The organism is Bacillus sp. JS (genome assembly GCF_000259365.1).
Taxonomy (GTDB): Bacteria; Bacillota; Bacilli; order Bacillales; family Bacillaceae; genus Bacillus; species Bacillus stercoris.
In genome coordinates this window covers 3,457,099-3,471,396 of the sequence record NC_017743.1, presented here as the reverse complement: position 1 = coordinate 3,471,396, position 14,298 = coordinate 3,457,099, and the positions used below count along the sequence as shown (strand labels likewise).

The 14,298-nt window shown below is 46.4% G+C and carries 16 protein-coding genes; 14 read left to right on the top strand and 2 right to left on the bottom strand.

The genetic code is table 11. The features are described from left to right. The first annotated feature begins 69 nt into the window (after window positions 1-69). From hprK to hprF, 5 genes are read left to right on the top strand one after another with little or no spacing between them, the layout of a single operon-like run. Window positions 70-1,002, top strand: coding sequence for an HPr(Ser) kinase/phosphatase (gene hprK / locus MY9_RS17640; RefSeq protein WP_014665519.1), 933 nt, complete (start codon window positions 70-72; stop codon window positions 1,000-1,002). A gap of 13 nt (window positions 1,003-1,015) precedes the next feature. Beyond that, entirely contained in the window at window positions 1,016-1,825 is an 810-nt protein-coding gene (gene lgt, locus MY9_RS17635) for a prolipoprotein diacylglyceryl transferase (RefSeq protein WP_014665518.1), read from the top strand. A gap of 23 nt (window positions 1,826-1,848) precedes the next feature. After that, a complete protein-coding gene (locus MY9_RS17630; RefSeq protein WP_014665517.1) occupies window positions 1,849-2,787 on the top strand; it encodes a nucleoside recognition domain-containing protein in 939 nt (312 codons plus the stop codon). Continuing rightward, window positions 2,784-3,434 (top strand): pyrophosphatase PpaX, encoded by a 651-nt coding sequence (ppaX, locus tag MY9_RS17625; protein WP_014665516.1) that lies wholly within the window; start codon window positions 2,784-2,786, stop codon window positions 3,432-3,434. The genes MY9_RS17630 and ppaX overlap by 4 nt, the downstream gene beginning before the upstream one ends. 3 nt (window positions 3,435-3,437) lie before the next feature. Further along, complete coding sequence (hprF, locus tag MY9_RS17620; RefSeq protein WP_014665515.1) at window positions 3,438-3,956, top strand: heptaprenylglyceryl phosphate O-acetyltransferase; 519 nt, start codon at window positions 3,438-3,440, stop codon at window positions 3,954-3,956. Between the two features lie 19 nt (window positions 3,957-3,975). Here the strand turns inward: hprF and pelC are convergent, their stop codons facing one another. Together pelC and MY9_RS17610 are read right to left on the bottom strand one after the other, a co-directional pair. After that, complete coding sequence (pelC, locus tag MY9_RS17615) at window positions 3,976-4,641, bottom strand: pectate/pectin lyase PelC (protein WP_014665514.1); 666 nt, start codon at window positions 4,639-4,641, stop codon at window positions 3,976-3,978. Between the two features lie 239 nt (window positions 4,642-4,880). Further along, complete coding sequence (locus MY9_RS17610; protein WP_014665512.1) at window positions 4,881-5,633, bottom strand: C39 family peptidase; 753 nt, start codon at window positions 5,631-5,633, stop codon at window positions 4,881-4,883. A 250-nt stretch (window positions 5,634-5,883) separates the two neighbouring features. On the opposite strand from MY9_RS17610, the gene MY9_RS17605 reads away from it, so the two are divergent. From MY9_RS17605 to MY9_RS17565, 9 genes are all read left to right on the top strand, one after another. Further along, on the top strand, window positions 5,884-7,059 hold the full coding sequence (locus MY9_RS17605; protein ID WP_014665511.1) for an ATP phosphoribosyltransferase regulatory subunit: 1,176 nt from the start codon (window positions 5,884-5,886) through the stop codon (window positions 7,057-7,059). Further along, window positions 7,052-7,693, top strand: coding sequence for an ATP phosphoribosyltransferase (gene hisG / locus MY9_RS17600; RefSeq protein WP_014665510.1), 642 nt, complete (start codon window positions 7,052-7,054; stop codon window positions 7,691-7,693). The genes MY9_RS17605 and hisG overlap by 8 nt, the downstream gene beginning before the upstream one ends. Further along, window positions 7,690-8,973: a histidinol dehydrogenase gene (hisD, locus tag MY9_RS17595; RefSeq protein ID WP_014665509.1), complete on the top strand. Its 1,284-nt coding sequence runs from the start codon at window positions 7,690-7,692 to the stop codon at window positions 8,971-8,973. Before hisG ends, hisD begins: the two co-directional genes overlap by 4 nt. Further along, window positions 8,970-9,554: an imidazoleglycerol-phosphate dehydratase HisB gene (gene hisB / locus MY9_RS17590; protein WP_014665508.1), complete on the top strand. Its 585-nt coding sequence runs from the start codon at window positions 8,970-8,972 to the stop codon at window positions 9,552-9,554. Before hisD ends, hisB begins: the two co-directional genes overlap by 4 nt. Further along, the gene (gene hisH / locus MY9_RS17585) at window positions 9,555-10,193 is read left to right on the top strand and encodes an imidazole glycerol phosphate synthase subunit HisH (protein ID WP_014665507.1); all 639 of its coding nucleotides are present in this window, start codon (window positions 9,555-9,557) and stop codon (window positions 10,191-10,193) included. After that, window positions 10,190-10,927, top strand: coding sequence for a 1-(5-phosphoribosyl)-5-[(5-phosphoribosylamino)methylideneamino]imidazole-4-carboxamide isomerase (hisA, locus tag MY9_RS17580; protein WP_014665506.1), 738 nt, complete (start codon window positions 10,190-10,192; stop codon window positions 10,925-10,927). Before hisH ends, hisA begins: the two co-directional genes overlap by 4 nt. Continuing rightward, on the top strand, window positions 10,924-11,682 hold the full coding sequence (hisF, locus tag MY9_RS17575) for an imidazole glycerol phosphate synthase subunit HisF (RefSeq protein ID WP_014665505.1): 759 nt from the start codon (window positions 10,924-10,926) through the stop codon (window positions 11,680-11,682). The genes hisA and hisF overlap by 4 nt, the downstream gene beginning before the upstream one ends. Next, window positions 11,679-12,302, top strand: coding sequence for a bifunctional phosphoribosyl-AMP cyclohydrolase/phosphoribosyl-ATP diphosphatase HisIE (gene hisIE, locus MY9_RS17570; protein ID WP_014665504.1), 624 nt, complete (start codon window positions 11,679-11,681; stop codon window positions 12,300-12,302). The genes hisF and hisIE overlap by 4 nt, the downstream gene beginning before the upstream one ends. 263 nt (window positions 12,303-12,565) lie before the next feature. Further along, the gene (locus MY9_RS17565) at window positions 12,566-14,224 is read left to right on the top strand and encodes a DUF2339 domain-containing protein (protein ID WP_014665503.1); all 1,659 of its coding nucleotides are present in this window, start codon (window positions 12,566-12,568) and stop codon (window positions 14,222-14,224) included. The last annotated feature ends 74 nt before the right edge of the window (window positions 14,225-14,298 follow it).

Here is a 14,298-nt window from a genome sequence, read left to right as displayed (position 1 = left end):
AGCCCGAAAGTGATAAAATGAAAGTATTGTGAGCAAGCTCGGGGCAGCCCGGAACAGGAGGAACATATCGTGGCAAAGGTTCGCACAAAAGACGTAATGGAACAGTTCAATTTGGAATTAATCAGCGGAGAAGAAGGAATTAACCGCCCGATTACAATGAGTGACCTATCAAGACCAGGCATTGAAATTGCCGGATATTTTACATATTACCCGAGAGAGCGCGTGCAGCTTCTCGGAAAAACAGAGCTTTCTTTCTTTGAACAGCTTCCGGAAGAGGATAAAAAGCAGCGAATGGAGTCTCTGTGCACTGATGTAACACCAGCTATTATTCTTTCTAGAGATATGCCAATCCCGCAGGAGCTGATTGACGCTTCTGAGAAAAATGGGGTGCCTGTCCTCAGATCGCCGCTAAAAACGACAAGACTGTCAAGCCGATTAACCAACTTCCTTGAGAGCCGGCTGGCGCCTACCACGGCGATTCATGGTGTTCTTGTCGATATATATGGTGTCGGCGTGCTGATTACAGGAAAAAGCGGCGTCGGGAAAAGTGAAACAGCGCTGGAGCTTGTGAAACGGGGGCACCGTCTTGTCGCCGATGATTGCGTTGAAATTCGGCAGGAGGATCAGGATACCCTTGTCGGAAACGCTCCGGAATTAATTGAGCATCTCCTTGAAATCAGGGGGCTTGGCATTATCAACGTGATGACGCTGTTTGGCGCCGGCGCGGTCAGAAGCAATAAACGAATCACGATTGTCATGAATCTTGAACTTTGGGAGCAGGGCAAGCAATACGACCGTCTCGGGCTTGAGGAAGAAACCATGAAAATCATTGATACAGAAATCACAAAACTGACGATTCCCGTCCGTCCTGGCCGAAATCTGGCAGTCATCATCGAAGTGGCAGCAATGAACTTTAGATTGAAGCGGATGGGGCTGAATGCCGCTGAGCAATTTACGAACAAGCTGGCGGACGTCATTGAAGACGGTGAACAAGAGGAATAGGAGTTGGCGTTAAATGAATGAAGCGATAGAACCACTCAATCCGATAGCTTTTCAGCTGGGGCCGTTAGCCGTCCATTGGTACGGAATCATTATCGGTCTCGGCGCTTTGCTGGGGCTGTGGATTGCGATGAGGGAAAGTGAGAAACGGGGGCTGCAGAAAGATACGTTTATTGATCTTGTCTTGTTTGCCATTCCGATTGCAATTATTTGCGCACGAATTTATTACGTTGCCTTTGAATGGGATTATTATGCGGCACATCCGGGAGAAATCATTAAGATCTGGAAGGGCGGCATTGCCATTCACGGCGGGCTAATTGGCGCCATTTTAACTGGTTATGTGTTTTCAAGAGTGAAAAACCTTTCGTTCTGGAAGCTTGCGGATATTGCCGCGCCAAGCATTTTGCTCGGCCAAGCGATCGGCCGCTGGGGGAACTTCATGAATCAGGAAGCGCATGGCGAGGCTGTCAGCAGAGCATTTTTAGAAAGCCTGCACCTGCCTGAATTTATCATCAATCAAATGTACATCAATGGGCAATATTATCATCCTACCTTTTTATATGAATCACTATGGAGCTTTGTCGGCGTTATTGTTTTACTGCTTCTGCGCAGAGCGAATTTGCGAAGAGGCGAGATGTTCTTGATCTATATCATTTGGTATTCAATCGGAAGATACTTTATTGAAGGAATGCGGACTGACAGCTTAATGCTGACAGAATCACTTCGCATTGCTCAGGTGATTTCAATCGTATTGATTGTTTTGGCTGTGGCAGCCATCATCTTCAGACGCGTCAAGGGATACTCGAAGGAGCGGTACGCGGAGTAGACGTCAACAAAGGGGGATGGGGGATGAAGAAGATCTTTCTGGCCGGTCTTGCGGCAGGTCTTCAAACAACTTGGACACTCGGTAAAGTCATTTTCCCGGTAACACTGTTGGTCACTTTGCTTCAGCACACACCTGTAATGGATTGGCTTGTACGGCTGATCACACCGGTAATGGGTCTCTTCGGGCTTTCCGGTGAAGCGGCCATTCCGCTTGTGCTGGGAAATATGCTGAATCTGTATGCGGGAATTGCCGGGATTTTGACGTTGGATTTGTCTGTAAAAGAAGTCTTTATTTTAGCTGTTATGCTTTCATTCTGTCATAACTTGATTATCGAATCGACAGTTGCCGCAAAGGTTGGCATCAGAATTGGCGTTATATTGGCGGTGCGCATCGGTTTGGCCGCTGTGTCAGCCATCGTCATCAACCTCATTTGGCATGGCGGACAGGAAACGGCACAGTACGGTTTTATCGCTGCGAAGAGCGTTGCGCCGGACAGCTGGCTGGCAATGCTGGCAGAAGCCTTAACGAAAGCCGGGCTTGGTGTTTTGCAGCTGGCGGCAATAGTAATCCCGCTGATGATTATCATCCAGTTTTTAAGAGATTTAGGCTGGCTGCATCGGTTCTCCAGGTGGCTCTCGCCGTTTACGCAGCTGCTTGGCATGAATAAAAATACGTCTATGACGATGGTGGCGGGACTGACGATTGGTCTGGCCTACGGAGCGGGTGTCATGATCAAAGCTGTCGAGGATGACGGCGTGAGCAAGCGGGACATGACTTTGGCATTTATATTTCTCGTTGCCTGCCATGCGGTCGTGGAAGATACACTTGTCTTTATTCCGCTCGGCATACCGGTCTGGCCTCTTCTTTTGATTCGTGTCACCACAGCAGTTCTGCTGACAATGGCTATTGCGCATACATGGAAAAAGTGGAAACCCTCAGCGGTTGGAAAGGAAGCAATATGAGTGACAAACAAGTAACGACGATTCTGTTTGATTTAGACGGAACGCTTATTAATACGAATGAATTAATTATCGCGTCCTTTTTGCATACGCTGGAGCATTATTATCCGAGCAAGTATAAACGAGAAGATGTCCTTGCGTTTATCGGGCCGTCTCTTTTTGAAACGTTCTCTTCGATGGACCCTGATAAATGCGATGATATGATCGCTATGTACAGAGCATACAATCATGACATGCATGATTCACTCGTCACTGAATATGAAACGGTATATGAGACCCTGGATGCATTAAAAAAATCAGGCTTTAAACTAGGGATTGTGACAACAAAATTAAGAGATACTGTCAATATGGGCCTCAAGCTCACGGGAATCGGCGAATTCTTTGAAACGGTTGTTACCCTTGATGATGTGACAAATGCGAAGCCTGATCCCGAGCCTGTGCTGTTAGCGCTGAAACAGCTAGGAAGCAAGCCTGAGGAAGCCATTATGGTCGGTGATAATTACCATGATGTGCTGGCAGGGAAAAACGCCGGAACAAAAACCGCAGGAGTCGCATGGACGATTAAAGGGCCGGAAATGCTGGCGAAGCATGAGCCTGATTTTATGCTTGAGAAAATGAGTGATCTATTACAAATTGTTGGAGTGAAGTAATCTGTGAGAAAAACAGATCGTCATCCGGTCTCGGGGGCCAACTCACTGTGGCATGTCTATCAAACGGTACCTTTTGTAAAGGTCGTCAAAAATTTCATTGTCATACAAATTGCAAGATATACACCGTTTATAGGGATGAAAAACTGGCTGTACCGTACATTTCTGCGGATGAAGGTTGGAAAACAGACATCCTTTGCCCTCATGGTGATGCCAGATATCATGTTTCCGGAAAATATCTCAGTCGGAACGAATACAATCATCGGGTACAATACGACTATTTTGGCCCATGAGTATTTGATTCAGGAATACCGGATCGGCAAAGTTCTGATCGGAGACGAAGTAATGATTGGTGCCAACACGACTATTCTGCCCGGAGTGGAAATAGGGGATGGCGCAGTTGTGTCCGCCGGAACGCTTGTCCATAAGGATGTGCCTGACGGGGCATTTGTCGGCGGGAATCCAATGAGGATCATCTATACGAAGGAAGAAATGCAAGAAAGATTGAAAAAGTCCGCTGAATAAACATCAGCGGACTTTTTTGTTAAAATTGAATATTGTTGTTTTCGTAAATATGCTGAACGCCAATCCATTTTTGACCGACATGAGAGTAGCGTGTGTTTGTCATTCTGACCGTGCTTGTTTTGCTGTCCGTCCGGAATATCGCTTCCTTCATGTTTGTGATGGTGCACTTATCGATGATCACATCAACGTGGAAGGTTGAACCGCCAAGCTGTCTAATGAACTTTCCGCCATTGTCTGCCGTGAAATTTTTCACTGTGAATGTACTGGCTTTATTGATTTGGAAAATCTTATCAGACGCTTTTTGAGCAGAGCCGCCGTCAATGGTCACTTTTCCTTCCTTCTTTACCGTTAACGCATCCTCACCAACATCTTCCCATTTCACATTCTGAATGTTAACGTTTCCATAAGTGTGCACGCCATCAGCAGCAGGTGCGCCGAGCACCACATTTTTCAGAGTTGCTCCATCCTCCACACGAAAAACAGGGTCTTGGTTTTCTGACTGGCTTCCATCGCCTAGTTCTTTCCCTGCTACAAACCGCTGTCCTTTCCCGTCATATGTTGTATTTTTTGGTACGATAATTATTTCGTGAACCACTTTGTCAGCTGCAAAAGCAGTTGATGACTGAAACTGGCTGAAACCCATAACCAAACCGAGCATACATAGGATAGACACAATTTTTTTCAATAATAAAATCCTCCCCGGATATCTTCGTTTTTTGCAAGAGAAGCGTCAGCGACTTGCTCCGGCTTCTCTAGCATAGATCGGGGCAAGGCTGAATCTGCTTTAATCATAAAAACAGACAGCCTGAAAGTAAAGACAATTTTGGGTGATAAATGGAAAATGAATCGATCTTACCGATTGAAACAAAAAGCATGAATATTGTCGTATTTGCTCAGGATAGAGCATATGCGGCTTTCAGGTGTTTACTTTTGAATAACCACGGCCTGGCTGCCCATTTGTTTCCACGCTTTTTCAAAGCTCGTCCTATCGGCTTTTCTGTTTTTATAGCCATACGGGTCATTGAGATACACATATTTCTCATCATATCCCGTAACGGCGACGCTGTGTTCGCTGTACGTAATCTCTATCGTTCCGCTTGGCGTTTTCCATGTCTGCATGTTGTCAACTGGCGCAAAGCTGGCGGTCGTAATGACCCAAACTGGATTGCCTTTTTCAAGCTGCTGATAAACAGCGGAAATACTTTTTCCAGTCAGATCTGATACTTTGTCTCCGGCATAGGTTTTCGCCAGCTGATAGATCGGTCGATGGTAGACACCGAGACCAGGGCCATTTGCCATATCCCCGACAAATCCGTCATTCGGATTACCTTTTAATCCGCTGCTGTATGTCAAAGGCACTGTGGCAATCTGGTTTGCCAGGGTGTTTTTTGTCACGTCGTATCCCGCGTAATTCAGCACCATCGCAAGGCTTGTTACTTCACAGCCGTTATAGAGCCGGGGCGCGTCCATTTGATTGTAAAGGATGACATCAAGCGGCTTTGCGCTTCCCTTCAGCTCCTTTTTGCTATTCGCACCTGTATCTGTATCGCTGTCAGAAACCGCTTTTTTAAGACTGTTCAAAAAAGGAATATCTATATCTTTTGCATCTATTTTGAGTCCGAAAAAAATAACGCCTGAAAGAATCATCAGGACACATAGAGTTCGCAGTGTTTTCATCTTTATCTCCTTGTTCTCTATTTGATTTGTATTATAGCATGCCAAACATAAAGAATTTGAGATATTACGTACCTTTAATACATTGTTCATGATTTTTTCATAATGAGGAGAAGGATATTTGGACTAAAAAAATTCTGGCTGAAGTTAAGCATTGATTTTCATTCTTTCATCTGCTAACATATTATCATATTAGCGAACTAAAGGATTCGGAATTTTCCTTCATAAGATGACAACGGAGGTGCGCGGGTTGATGTTTATGTTTGAAAAACCGCACGGCATGAGAGATACACTGCCCGGTTTATACGAAACGAAAAAAAAGGTGAGACGATCGTTAACCGATTTGATTGATAAATGGGGATATCAATTTATGGAAACGCCGACACTGGAGTTTTACGATACCGTTGGCGTCCAATCAGCAATAGAAGAGCAGCAGCTGTTTAAGCTTCTTGATCAGGACGGCAAGACATTGGTGCTTCGACCGGATATGACGGGGCCGATTGCAAGGGTGGCAGCATCAAAGCTTTTGAAACACGATCATCCGCTCAGAGTCGGCTATGCGGCAAATGTATTCAGAGCTCAGGAGCGTGAAGGCGGACGTCCTGCAGAGTTCGAACAGATCGGAGTGGAGTTAATCGGTGACGGCACGACGAGCGCGGATGCGGAGGTTATTGCTTTAGTCGTCGGTGCATTAAAAAACACTGGGCTGGCATCCTTTAAAATTGCCATCGGCCATGCCGGTATTGCGGATGCTTTGTTTGTTGAGGTGCTCGGAAACGTTGAACGGGCTGATGTGCTGCGGAGGTTCTTATATGAAAAGAACTACGTCGGCTACAGAGAGCATGTCAAATCTCTCCCGCTTTCCTCCATTGATAAAAGCAGGCTGCTTGAGCTCCTTGAATTGCGGGGTCGCAAAGAAGTATGTGGACGTGCTGAGGAAATCGTCGATTCTGCACAAGGAAAAAGCGTGGTTGATGAGCTGAAGGCGCTGTGGGATATTCTTGAGGATTACGGGTGTACGGAAAATGTCCGCCTGGACCTGAATATGGTCAGCCACATGAGCTATTACACAGGGATTTTATTTGAAGTGTACGCTGAGAATGTCGGTTTTGTCATTGGAAGCGGCGGCCGTTATAACAAGCTGCTGGGCCATTTTGATTCACCTGCTCCGGCAACAGGCTTTGGGCTTCGGATCGACCGGCTGATTGAAGCCCTTCATATGAAAGACGAACCTTGTGATATAGATGCTGTTATTTTCAGCAAAGAGCAGCGGGCGCAAGCCATCGCTTATGCGAATGAAGAACGGATGAAAGGGAACAAAGTGGTTCTTCAAGATTTATCGGGAATAGAAAATATCGACCAGATGACAAAATCTTTTGCAAACGTCACTTATTTTATCGGTGCCAGAAAGGAAGAGCAAAATGGGTAAGTTACTCACAATGGCGATGCCAAAGGGCCGGATATTTGAAGAAGCGGCAGGGCTGCTGAGGGAGGCGGGCTACAAGCTCCCTGAGGAGTTTGAAGATTCAAGAAAATTGATCATCGATGTGCCGGAGGAAAATCTTCGTTTCATATTAGCGAAGCCGATGGACGTAACCACGTATGTGGAGCATGGCGTGGCAGACGTCGGAATTGCGGGCAAGGATGTCATGCTGGAGGAAGAGCGCGATGTGTATGAGGTCCTGGATTTGAACATCAGCAAATGCCACTTGGCAGTCGCCGGACTTCCGAATACAGACTCGAGCGGCGTAGCGCCACGAATCGCGACAAAGTATCCGAATGTGGCCTCCAGTTATTTCAGAGAGCAGGGAGAACAGGTCGAGATCATTAAGCTCAACGGTTCAATTGAGCTGGCCCCCCTCATTGGACTTGCAGATCGGATAGTGGACATTGTTTCCACAGGACAGACGCTGAAAGAAAATGGGCTTGTAGAAATGGAGCACATTTGTGACATTACCTCCCGCTTTATTGTCAACCCGGTAAGCTATCGAATGAAAGACGATGTGATTGACGAAATGGCATCCCGCCTATCTCTTGTTGTGGAAGGAGAAACGGCAAAATGAAGATCAAAACCATCAGCGGAGCAGAGCGGCTTTCTCTCAAGCGTTCCATCGATGCAGGAACGGAAGAGCAAAGAAAGACGGTCCGGTCCATTATTGAAGATGTAAAGGCAAATGGTGATCAGGCGGTCCGCAGCTATACAGCGAAATTTGACGGGATCGATATAAACAGCCCGCTCGTCACAAAAGAGGAAATTGAGGAGGCATACACCTCGCTGGATTCACATCTTCTTCAAGTGATTAGGCAGGCAATCGAAAATATTAGGGAATATCATGAAAGACAGCTGCAATCCTCCTGGTTTTATCACAGAAAGGACGGCACAATGCTGGGACAGAAGGTGACGGCGCTTGATTCCGCCGGTGTATATGTGCCAGGGGGAACGGCCGCATACCCTTCATCTGTTTTGATGAATGTGATTCCGGCGCTCGTAGCGGGCGTTGAAAGAATCGTTCTCGTCACGCCTCCGGGAAAAGACGGTCGGCTGTCTTCGGGGGTTTTGGTTGCTGCTGCTGAGCTTGACATAAAAGACATTTACAAAATGGGCGGGGCTCAGGCAATCGCGGCGTTAGCATACGGAACAGAAACCATTGAGCCAGTGGATAAAATCACGGGTCCCGGCAACATTTATGTCGCGCTTGCCAAACGGGAGGTGTTCGGTGATGTCGATATCGATATGATTGCCGGACCTAGTGAAATCGTCGTGCTGGCTGATGAAACAGCGATACCGCATGAAGTTGCGGCCGACCTGCTTTCGCAGGCGGAACACGATAAGCTCAGCTCATGTGTGTTTGTCACAGATTCCATGGCACTGGCCGAGGCGGTTTCAGCCGAGGTGAATGAGCAACTGAAAACCTTGCCGCGACGAGAAATAGCGGAAGCTTCGGTGAGTGATTACGGTTGTATCTATGTGGCAGACACAATGGATGAAGCGATTGATACCGTCAATACGCTCGCGCCAGAGCATTTAGAAATCCTCACACAGTCTCCGGAAGCTTTGCTTGGCAGCATCAAACATGCGGGTGCGATTTTCTTAGGCAGATACAGCCCTGAGCCTGTCGGTGATTATTTCGCCGGGCCAAACCATGTGCTCCCGACAAACGGAACAGCCAGATTTTCAAGTCCTTTAAACGTAACGGATTTTCAAAAGAAATCGAGCATTATTTCTTACAGCCAATCAGCTTTTGAAGAACATGCCGAAAGCATCGCGGCTTTTGCCAGACTGGAAGGGTTAGAAGCCCATGCCAGATCAATTGAAGCGAGAGAACGGAGGAATTCTAAATGAGAAAAGCGGAACGCGCCAGAAAAACAAACGAAACAGATATTGAGCTGGCATTCACAATAGACGGCGAGGGACAAGCGGATATCAAAACAGACGTGCCGTTTATGACACACATGCTGGATTTATTCACGAAACACGGCCAATTCGATCTTTCCATAAACGCAAAAGGCGATGTTGATATAGATGATCACCACACGACTGAAGATATCGGCATCTGCTTAGGACAGGCGCTGCTTGAAGCGTTGGGTGATAAAAAAGGAATCAAACGCTATGGCTCGGCGTTTGTGCCGATGGATGAGGCACTTGCTCAAGTTGTGATTGATTTAAGCAACCGCCCGCACTTGGAAATGCGCGCTGACTTCCCGGCGGCAAAAGTCGGAACTTTCGACACGGAGCTTGTACATGAATTTTTGTGGAAGCTGGCGCTTGAAGCCCGGATGAACCTGCACGTCATCGTTCATTACGGCACAAACACACACCACATGATTGAAGCTGTTTTTAAAGCGCTGGGGCGCGCGCTTGATGAAGCGACAATGATCGATCCGCGTGTTAAAGGAATACCGTCAACGAAAGGGATGCTGTAAATGATCGGCGTAATAGATTATGGAATGGGCAATTTATACAGTGTCTCAAAGGCGCTTGAACGTGTCGGCGTGCCGTATTTTGTTTCTGAAAAGCCCGAGGCGCTGAAAGAAGCCGATGCCTTCATTTTGCCGGGAGTCGGTTCATTTGGAGACGCGATGGACAATTTGCGCCACACGAAGCTCGATCAATTGATTCACGATATGGTCTCAGAGGGAAGGCTGCTTCTCGGGATCTGCCTTGGCATGCAGCTTTTATTTGAAGAAAGCGAAGAAAACGGCACCGCTTCAGGGCTCGGGCTGCTAAAAGGAAAAGCAGTCAGGCTGAAAGCAGAAGATGAAAAAGGAAACAAGCTGAAGGTTCCGCATATGGGCTGGAATCGCCTTTCCTTTCATAACGAATCTCCGCTGCTGTCTGAAACAGAACAAGGCTACGCTTACTTCGTTCATTCTTATTACGTTGACGGGATGGAGGGGGATGCGCTTCTGGCAAGCGCCGATTATGGTGTGCGAGTGCCTGCAGTAGTCGGAAAAGGGAACGTCTTCGGCGCCCAATTTCACCCGGAAAAAAGCAGCACGGTCGGAATGTCCATCTTAACCCAATTCACGAAAATGGCAGCAGAACAGAAGGTGAAAAAATGAGTGCTTTTACATTATATCCGGCAATTGATATGAGAAACGGCAAATGTGTCCGCCTTGTTCAAGGGGATTATAATAAGGAAACGATATATGGCGATTCACCGTACGACATGGCTGCGTTATTTGCGAGAGAGGGTGCCGAATGGATCCATCTCGTTGATCTCGACGGGGCCAAAGAAGGGAAAAGAGTGAATGACCGCCATGTGATTGAGATTGCGCAAAAGCTGAATCTGAACGTTGAAATCGGCGGCGGGATCCGTTCTGAAAATGACGTCTATGAATATTTATCAGCAGGAGTCGATCGGGTGATCCTGGGAAGTTCAGCAGTTTCTAATCCTCCGTTTGTCAAAAAAATGCTGAAACAATATGGTGAGAAGATTGCCATCGGACTGGATGCGAGAAACGGTTTTGTTTCAACAGAGGGATGGCTGGAAACATCAACCCTTAAGGCAGCTGAACTGGGCAAAGAGCTGGCCAATGAAGGTGCGGAAGTCTTTATTTTTACTGACATCGCAACAGACGGAATGCTGTCAGGCCCAAATGTTCAAAGCACGGTCGAGCTTGCTAAGGAAACGGGGAAATCGGTGATCGCGTCCGGCGGAGTCAGCTCTGTCGCGGATCTCGAAGCCCTCGCCCGCTATCAGGCGGATGGCGTCTCTGGAGCGATCATCGGAAAAGCGCTGTACACCAATCAGTTTACGCTGAGTGAGGCGCTTGAAAGGGTGAAGCGCAAATGATCACAAAACGGATTATTCCATGTCTTGATGTCAAAGAAGGGCGCGTTGTCAAAGGAATTCAATTTCTCGAATTGAAGGATGCCGGTGATCCGGTTGAACTTGCCGAAGTGTACGACCGGGAAGGTGCGGATGAACTGGTCTTTCTTGATATCTCCGCCTCGCATGAAGGACGAAAAACGATGGTTGACGTCGTGGAGCAGGTTGCCGCGAAGCTTGCGATTCCGTTTACAGTCGGCGGCGGCATCAATCAGCTCAGTGATATGAAAACGATTCTGCGTGCCGGAGCGGACAAAGTGTCGGTGAACACGGCAGCTGTTCTCCGCCCTGAGCTGATTACAGAAGGAGCCGAGTTTTTCGGTTCTCAATGCATCGTACTTGCCATCGATGCCAAGTATGACAAAGAATCTGACACATATAAGGTCTACACGCACGGCGGCAGAAAGAAAACAGATTGGGAAGTCACCGAGTGGGCAAAAGAAGGCGTCAAACGCGGGGCAGGAGAAATATTGCTGACAAGCATGGACTCTGACGGTGAGAAAAAAGGGTTTGACCACAGGCTGACAAAGCTTGTTTCTGAAGCTGTCCCCGTCCCTGTTATCGCCTCGGGAGGCGCGGGAAGCGCGCAGCATATGCTTGAGGCTTTTACAAAAGGGGAAGCCGACGCTGCGCTGGCCGCCTCAATTTTTCATTATAAAGAAACATCAATTAAAGAAGTGAAATCATACTTGAAAGAGTACGGGGTGAATGTGAGATGAAACAGGCAGATGAACTGTGTTTTAATGAGGACGGATTAATTCCTGCCATCGTGCAGGATGCGGCAAGCAAAGAAGTGCTGACACTTGCCTATATGAACAAGGAATCGTACGAAAAAACGCTGGAAACGAAGGAAACATGGTTTTACAGCCGCTCACGCCAAGCGCTATGGCATAAAGGAGAAATCTCAGGGAACACGCAAGCCGTCAAAGGTATCCGGTATGACTGCGACCAGGACGCGTTGCTCGTACTCGTAGAACCGTCAGGCCCGGCATGCCACACTGGCAGCTACAGCTGTTTTACAAAGGAACAAACAGAAGAACAGGCCGCGGGCCGATTCGGCATCATGAACGAACTGGAGCGCGTAATCGCCGAACGCCAAGCGGAAATGCCTGAAGGTGCTTACACCACGTACCTCTTCCGTGAAGGCGTCGATAAGATTTTGAAAAAAGTTGGAGAAGAAGCATCCGAAGTCATCATCGCCGCGAAAAACCGGGATCATGAGGAACTCAAATGGGAAGCGGCAGACCTGCTGTATCACCTGCTTGTCCTGCTCAGAGAACAAGCCTTGCCGCTGGATGATGTGCTTGATGTATTGAAAAAACGCCATTCTGAAAAATAAAAGGATTGGAGCTGCTCATATGTCAGCTCCTTTTTTATGTATTTGTGGCAGCTGAACCATTTGTCTTGTCCTAATAGAAGAAATGAAAAAACCAATCGAATTTCCTATTTAACGAAAATTTCCCATGATGTAACATGACTAAGAATGAAAATCCCAAATGGATATCAGGTCTTTAGGATTATTTTATACAAACCGGTCAGGATAGTGAGGAAAAGACATAGTATGAAAAAGCGGCTGCTAATTATTCGAAAAATGAGGAGAGAATGGTGAACGAAAAAATTGATGAACTGAACAAAAGAGTTGGACGTTTGGAACTAGAACTGGAAAGTGTCAAAAGGGAGATCGCATATCTCGCTGCTGGCAAGAAAGAACAAACAGTAGTCAAAACGGAAGAGCACCCAAAAATCAAAAAGGAAACCGAAGTTCCACAAAAGACGCCGGCTCCGCGAAAAGAGAACCGCACTTTAGAAAACATGGCGGGAAATTGGCTTCCGAAGATCTTTATTTTTGTTTTTCTTCTTGGTATGATTTGGGCATTTGTGGCAGCTGCAGAAAAAGGCTGGATCAACGCATATATGAGGGTAGGGGCAGGACTTATTGTCTCTATTGTGCTATATGTTCTCGGGAGCAGGTCACATAAGAAAAATGCCAGTGTATTGGGCAGTTCATTATTGGCGGGCAGTATTATTGTCTATATTGTTTCTTTGTTTGCGGGTAACATGCTGTACCAGATTATACCGACGCCGCTTACGATGATCCTTCTTGCTGCAGGCGTTGCGGGTGGTGTGTACATATCAAGAAAATACCGATCACAAACACTGATTGCGATTATCGTCGCAGGTGTTTACTTGTATCCTTTTTTATTTGGCGGGAAACAAGGAAATGAATACATCTTTTATGTATATGAGTCATTGGTTTTCGCAGGCTTAATATATGAGACAGTTAAACAAAAGTACAGTGTAGCATGGAATATAGCAAACTATGCTTTCATATTAGCGATTTTTGCTTTCTTATCATTTACAGATGCGCAGGTGACGGGTTGGACACTTGCTGTATTTATCCTACAGCAGGCGATTACGATCCTATCAGCCTTACGATCGAACAGCCAATTTAAAAAAGCTGTCTATCTCACAGCTGTTACAATCGGAGCTTTTGTCGTTTTCATTACAGGGGTTGTCCTGTACATGAAAAACGATACAGCCTTATACGCTTTTTATACTGCTGCATTTGTGTTTTACCTGTTGTTAAGCTTATGGAAAAGTAAAGAATTTGCCGAAATCAAACTTACGTTTTTTCTCATTTCTATGATTTATTTTAATGTATTGGCAGCGGATGGATTAGCTGAAAATGTGAGCTTGCTGTACATCATATTCACCTTACAAGGAATCATGATGTGTTACGTGTCATACCGCAAAAAAAGCTGGTTGATCGGCATTGCCGGAGTGATTGTATTATTACAGGCAGCCTGCGGCCTCATACAATACCCGGCACGTTCATTACACGTTCTCAGCATTGTCTCTTGGCTGCTGCTGATCTGCTCACTATTTGGCGGCTATCTGTATTCGAAGAAAATACATTATAAACAAATCACAATCGTTGTTTCGTCCGCTGTTTCATTGCTGCTGCTTGTATTCTTCAGCAAATTATCCATATGGATGTCGGATAGGATTGACGGCGTATCAGTAAACGTCGGAGTATCCCTGTCTTGGTTTATATTTGTCATTGTGATGTATGCTGTTTATTACGCAACCAAAGACAAGACATGGAACCGAATTGGGCTGATCTTTTTATTCATTACACTTGCCAAAATAATTTTAATAGATTCTGCTTCGATTGATATTGTTTGGAGAGCGGTCTTATTCATCTTGTTAGGGGTCATTGGCCTGTTTATATCCAGAGTATTTTATTCGAAAAAAGAGTAACAATCATGTCTGGTCAAGACTGCCGATAGAACGCGGCGGTCTTTTTTCAGTATGATTCTATATTGTAATACGGC

Excerpts from the sequence above, each read along its gene's own strand:
- lgt (WP_014665518.1), top strand. The coding sequence starts at position 1,016 with ATGAATGAAGCGATAGAACCACTCAATCCGATAGCTTTTCAGCTGGGG.
- MY9_RS17630 (WP_014665517.1), top strand. The coding sequence starts at position 1,849 with ATGAAGAAGATCTTTCTGGCCGGTCTTGCGGCAGGTCTTCAAACAACT.
- ppaX (WP_014665516.1), top strand. The coding sequence starts at position 2,784 with ATGAGTGACAAACAAGTAACGACGATTCTGTTTGATTTAGACGGAACG.
- MY9_RS17610 (WP_014665512.1), bottom strand. The coding sequence starts at position 5,633 with ATGAAAACACTGCGAACTCTATGTGTCCTGATGATTCTTTCAGGCGTT.
- MY9_RS17605 (WP_014665511.1), top strand. The coding sequence starts at position 5,884 with ATGTTTATGTTTGAAAAACCGCACGGCATGAGAGATACACTGCCCGGT.
- hisG (WP_014665510.1), top strand. The coding sequence starts at position 7,052 with ATGGGTAAGTTACTCACAATGGCGATGCCAAAGGGCCGGATATTTGAA.
- hisD (WP_014665509.1), top strand. The coding sequence starts at position 7,690 with ATGAAGATCAAAACCATCAGCGGAGCAGAGCGGCTTTCTCTCAAGCGT.
- hisB (WP_014665508.1), top strand. The coding sequence starts at position 8,970 with ATGAGAAAAGCGGAACGCGCCAGAAAAACAAACGAAACAGATATTGAG.
- hisH (WP_014665507.1), top strand. The coding sequence starts at position 9,555 with ATGATCGGCGTAATAGATTATGGAATGGGCAATTTATACAGTGTCTCA.
- hisA (WP_014665506.1), top strand. The coding sequence starts at position 10,190 with ATGAGTGCTTTTACATTATATCCGGCAATTGATATGAGAAACGGCAAA.
- hisF (WP_014665505.1), top strand. The coding sequence starts at position 10,924 with ATGATCACAAAACGGATTATTCCATGTCTTGATGTCAAAGAAGGGCGC.
- hisIE (WP_014665504.1), top strand. The coding sequence starts at position 11,679 with ATGAAACAGGCAGATGAACTGTGTTTTAATGAGGACGGATTAATTCCT.
- MY9_RS17565 (WP_014665503.1), top strand. The coding sequence starts at position 12,566 with ATGGTGAACGAAAAAATTGATGAACTGAACAAAAGAGTTGGACGTTTG.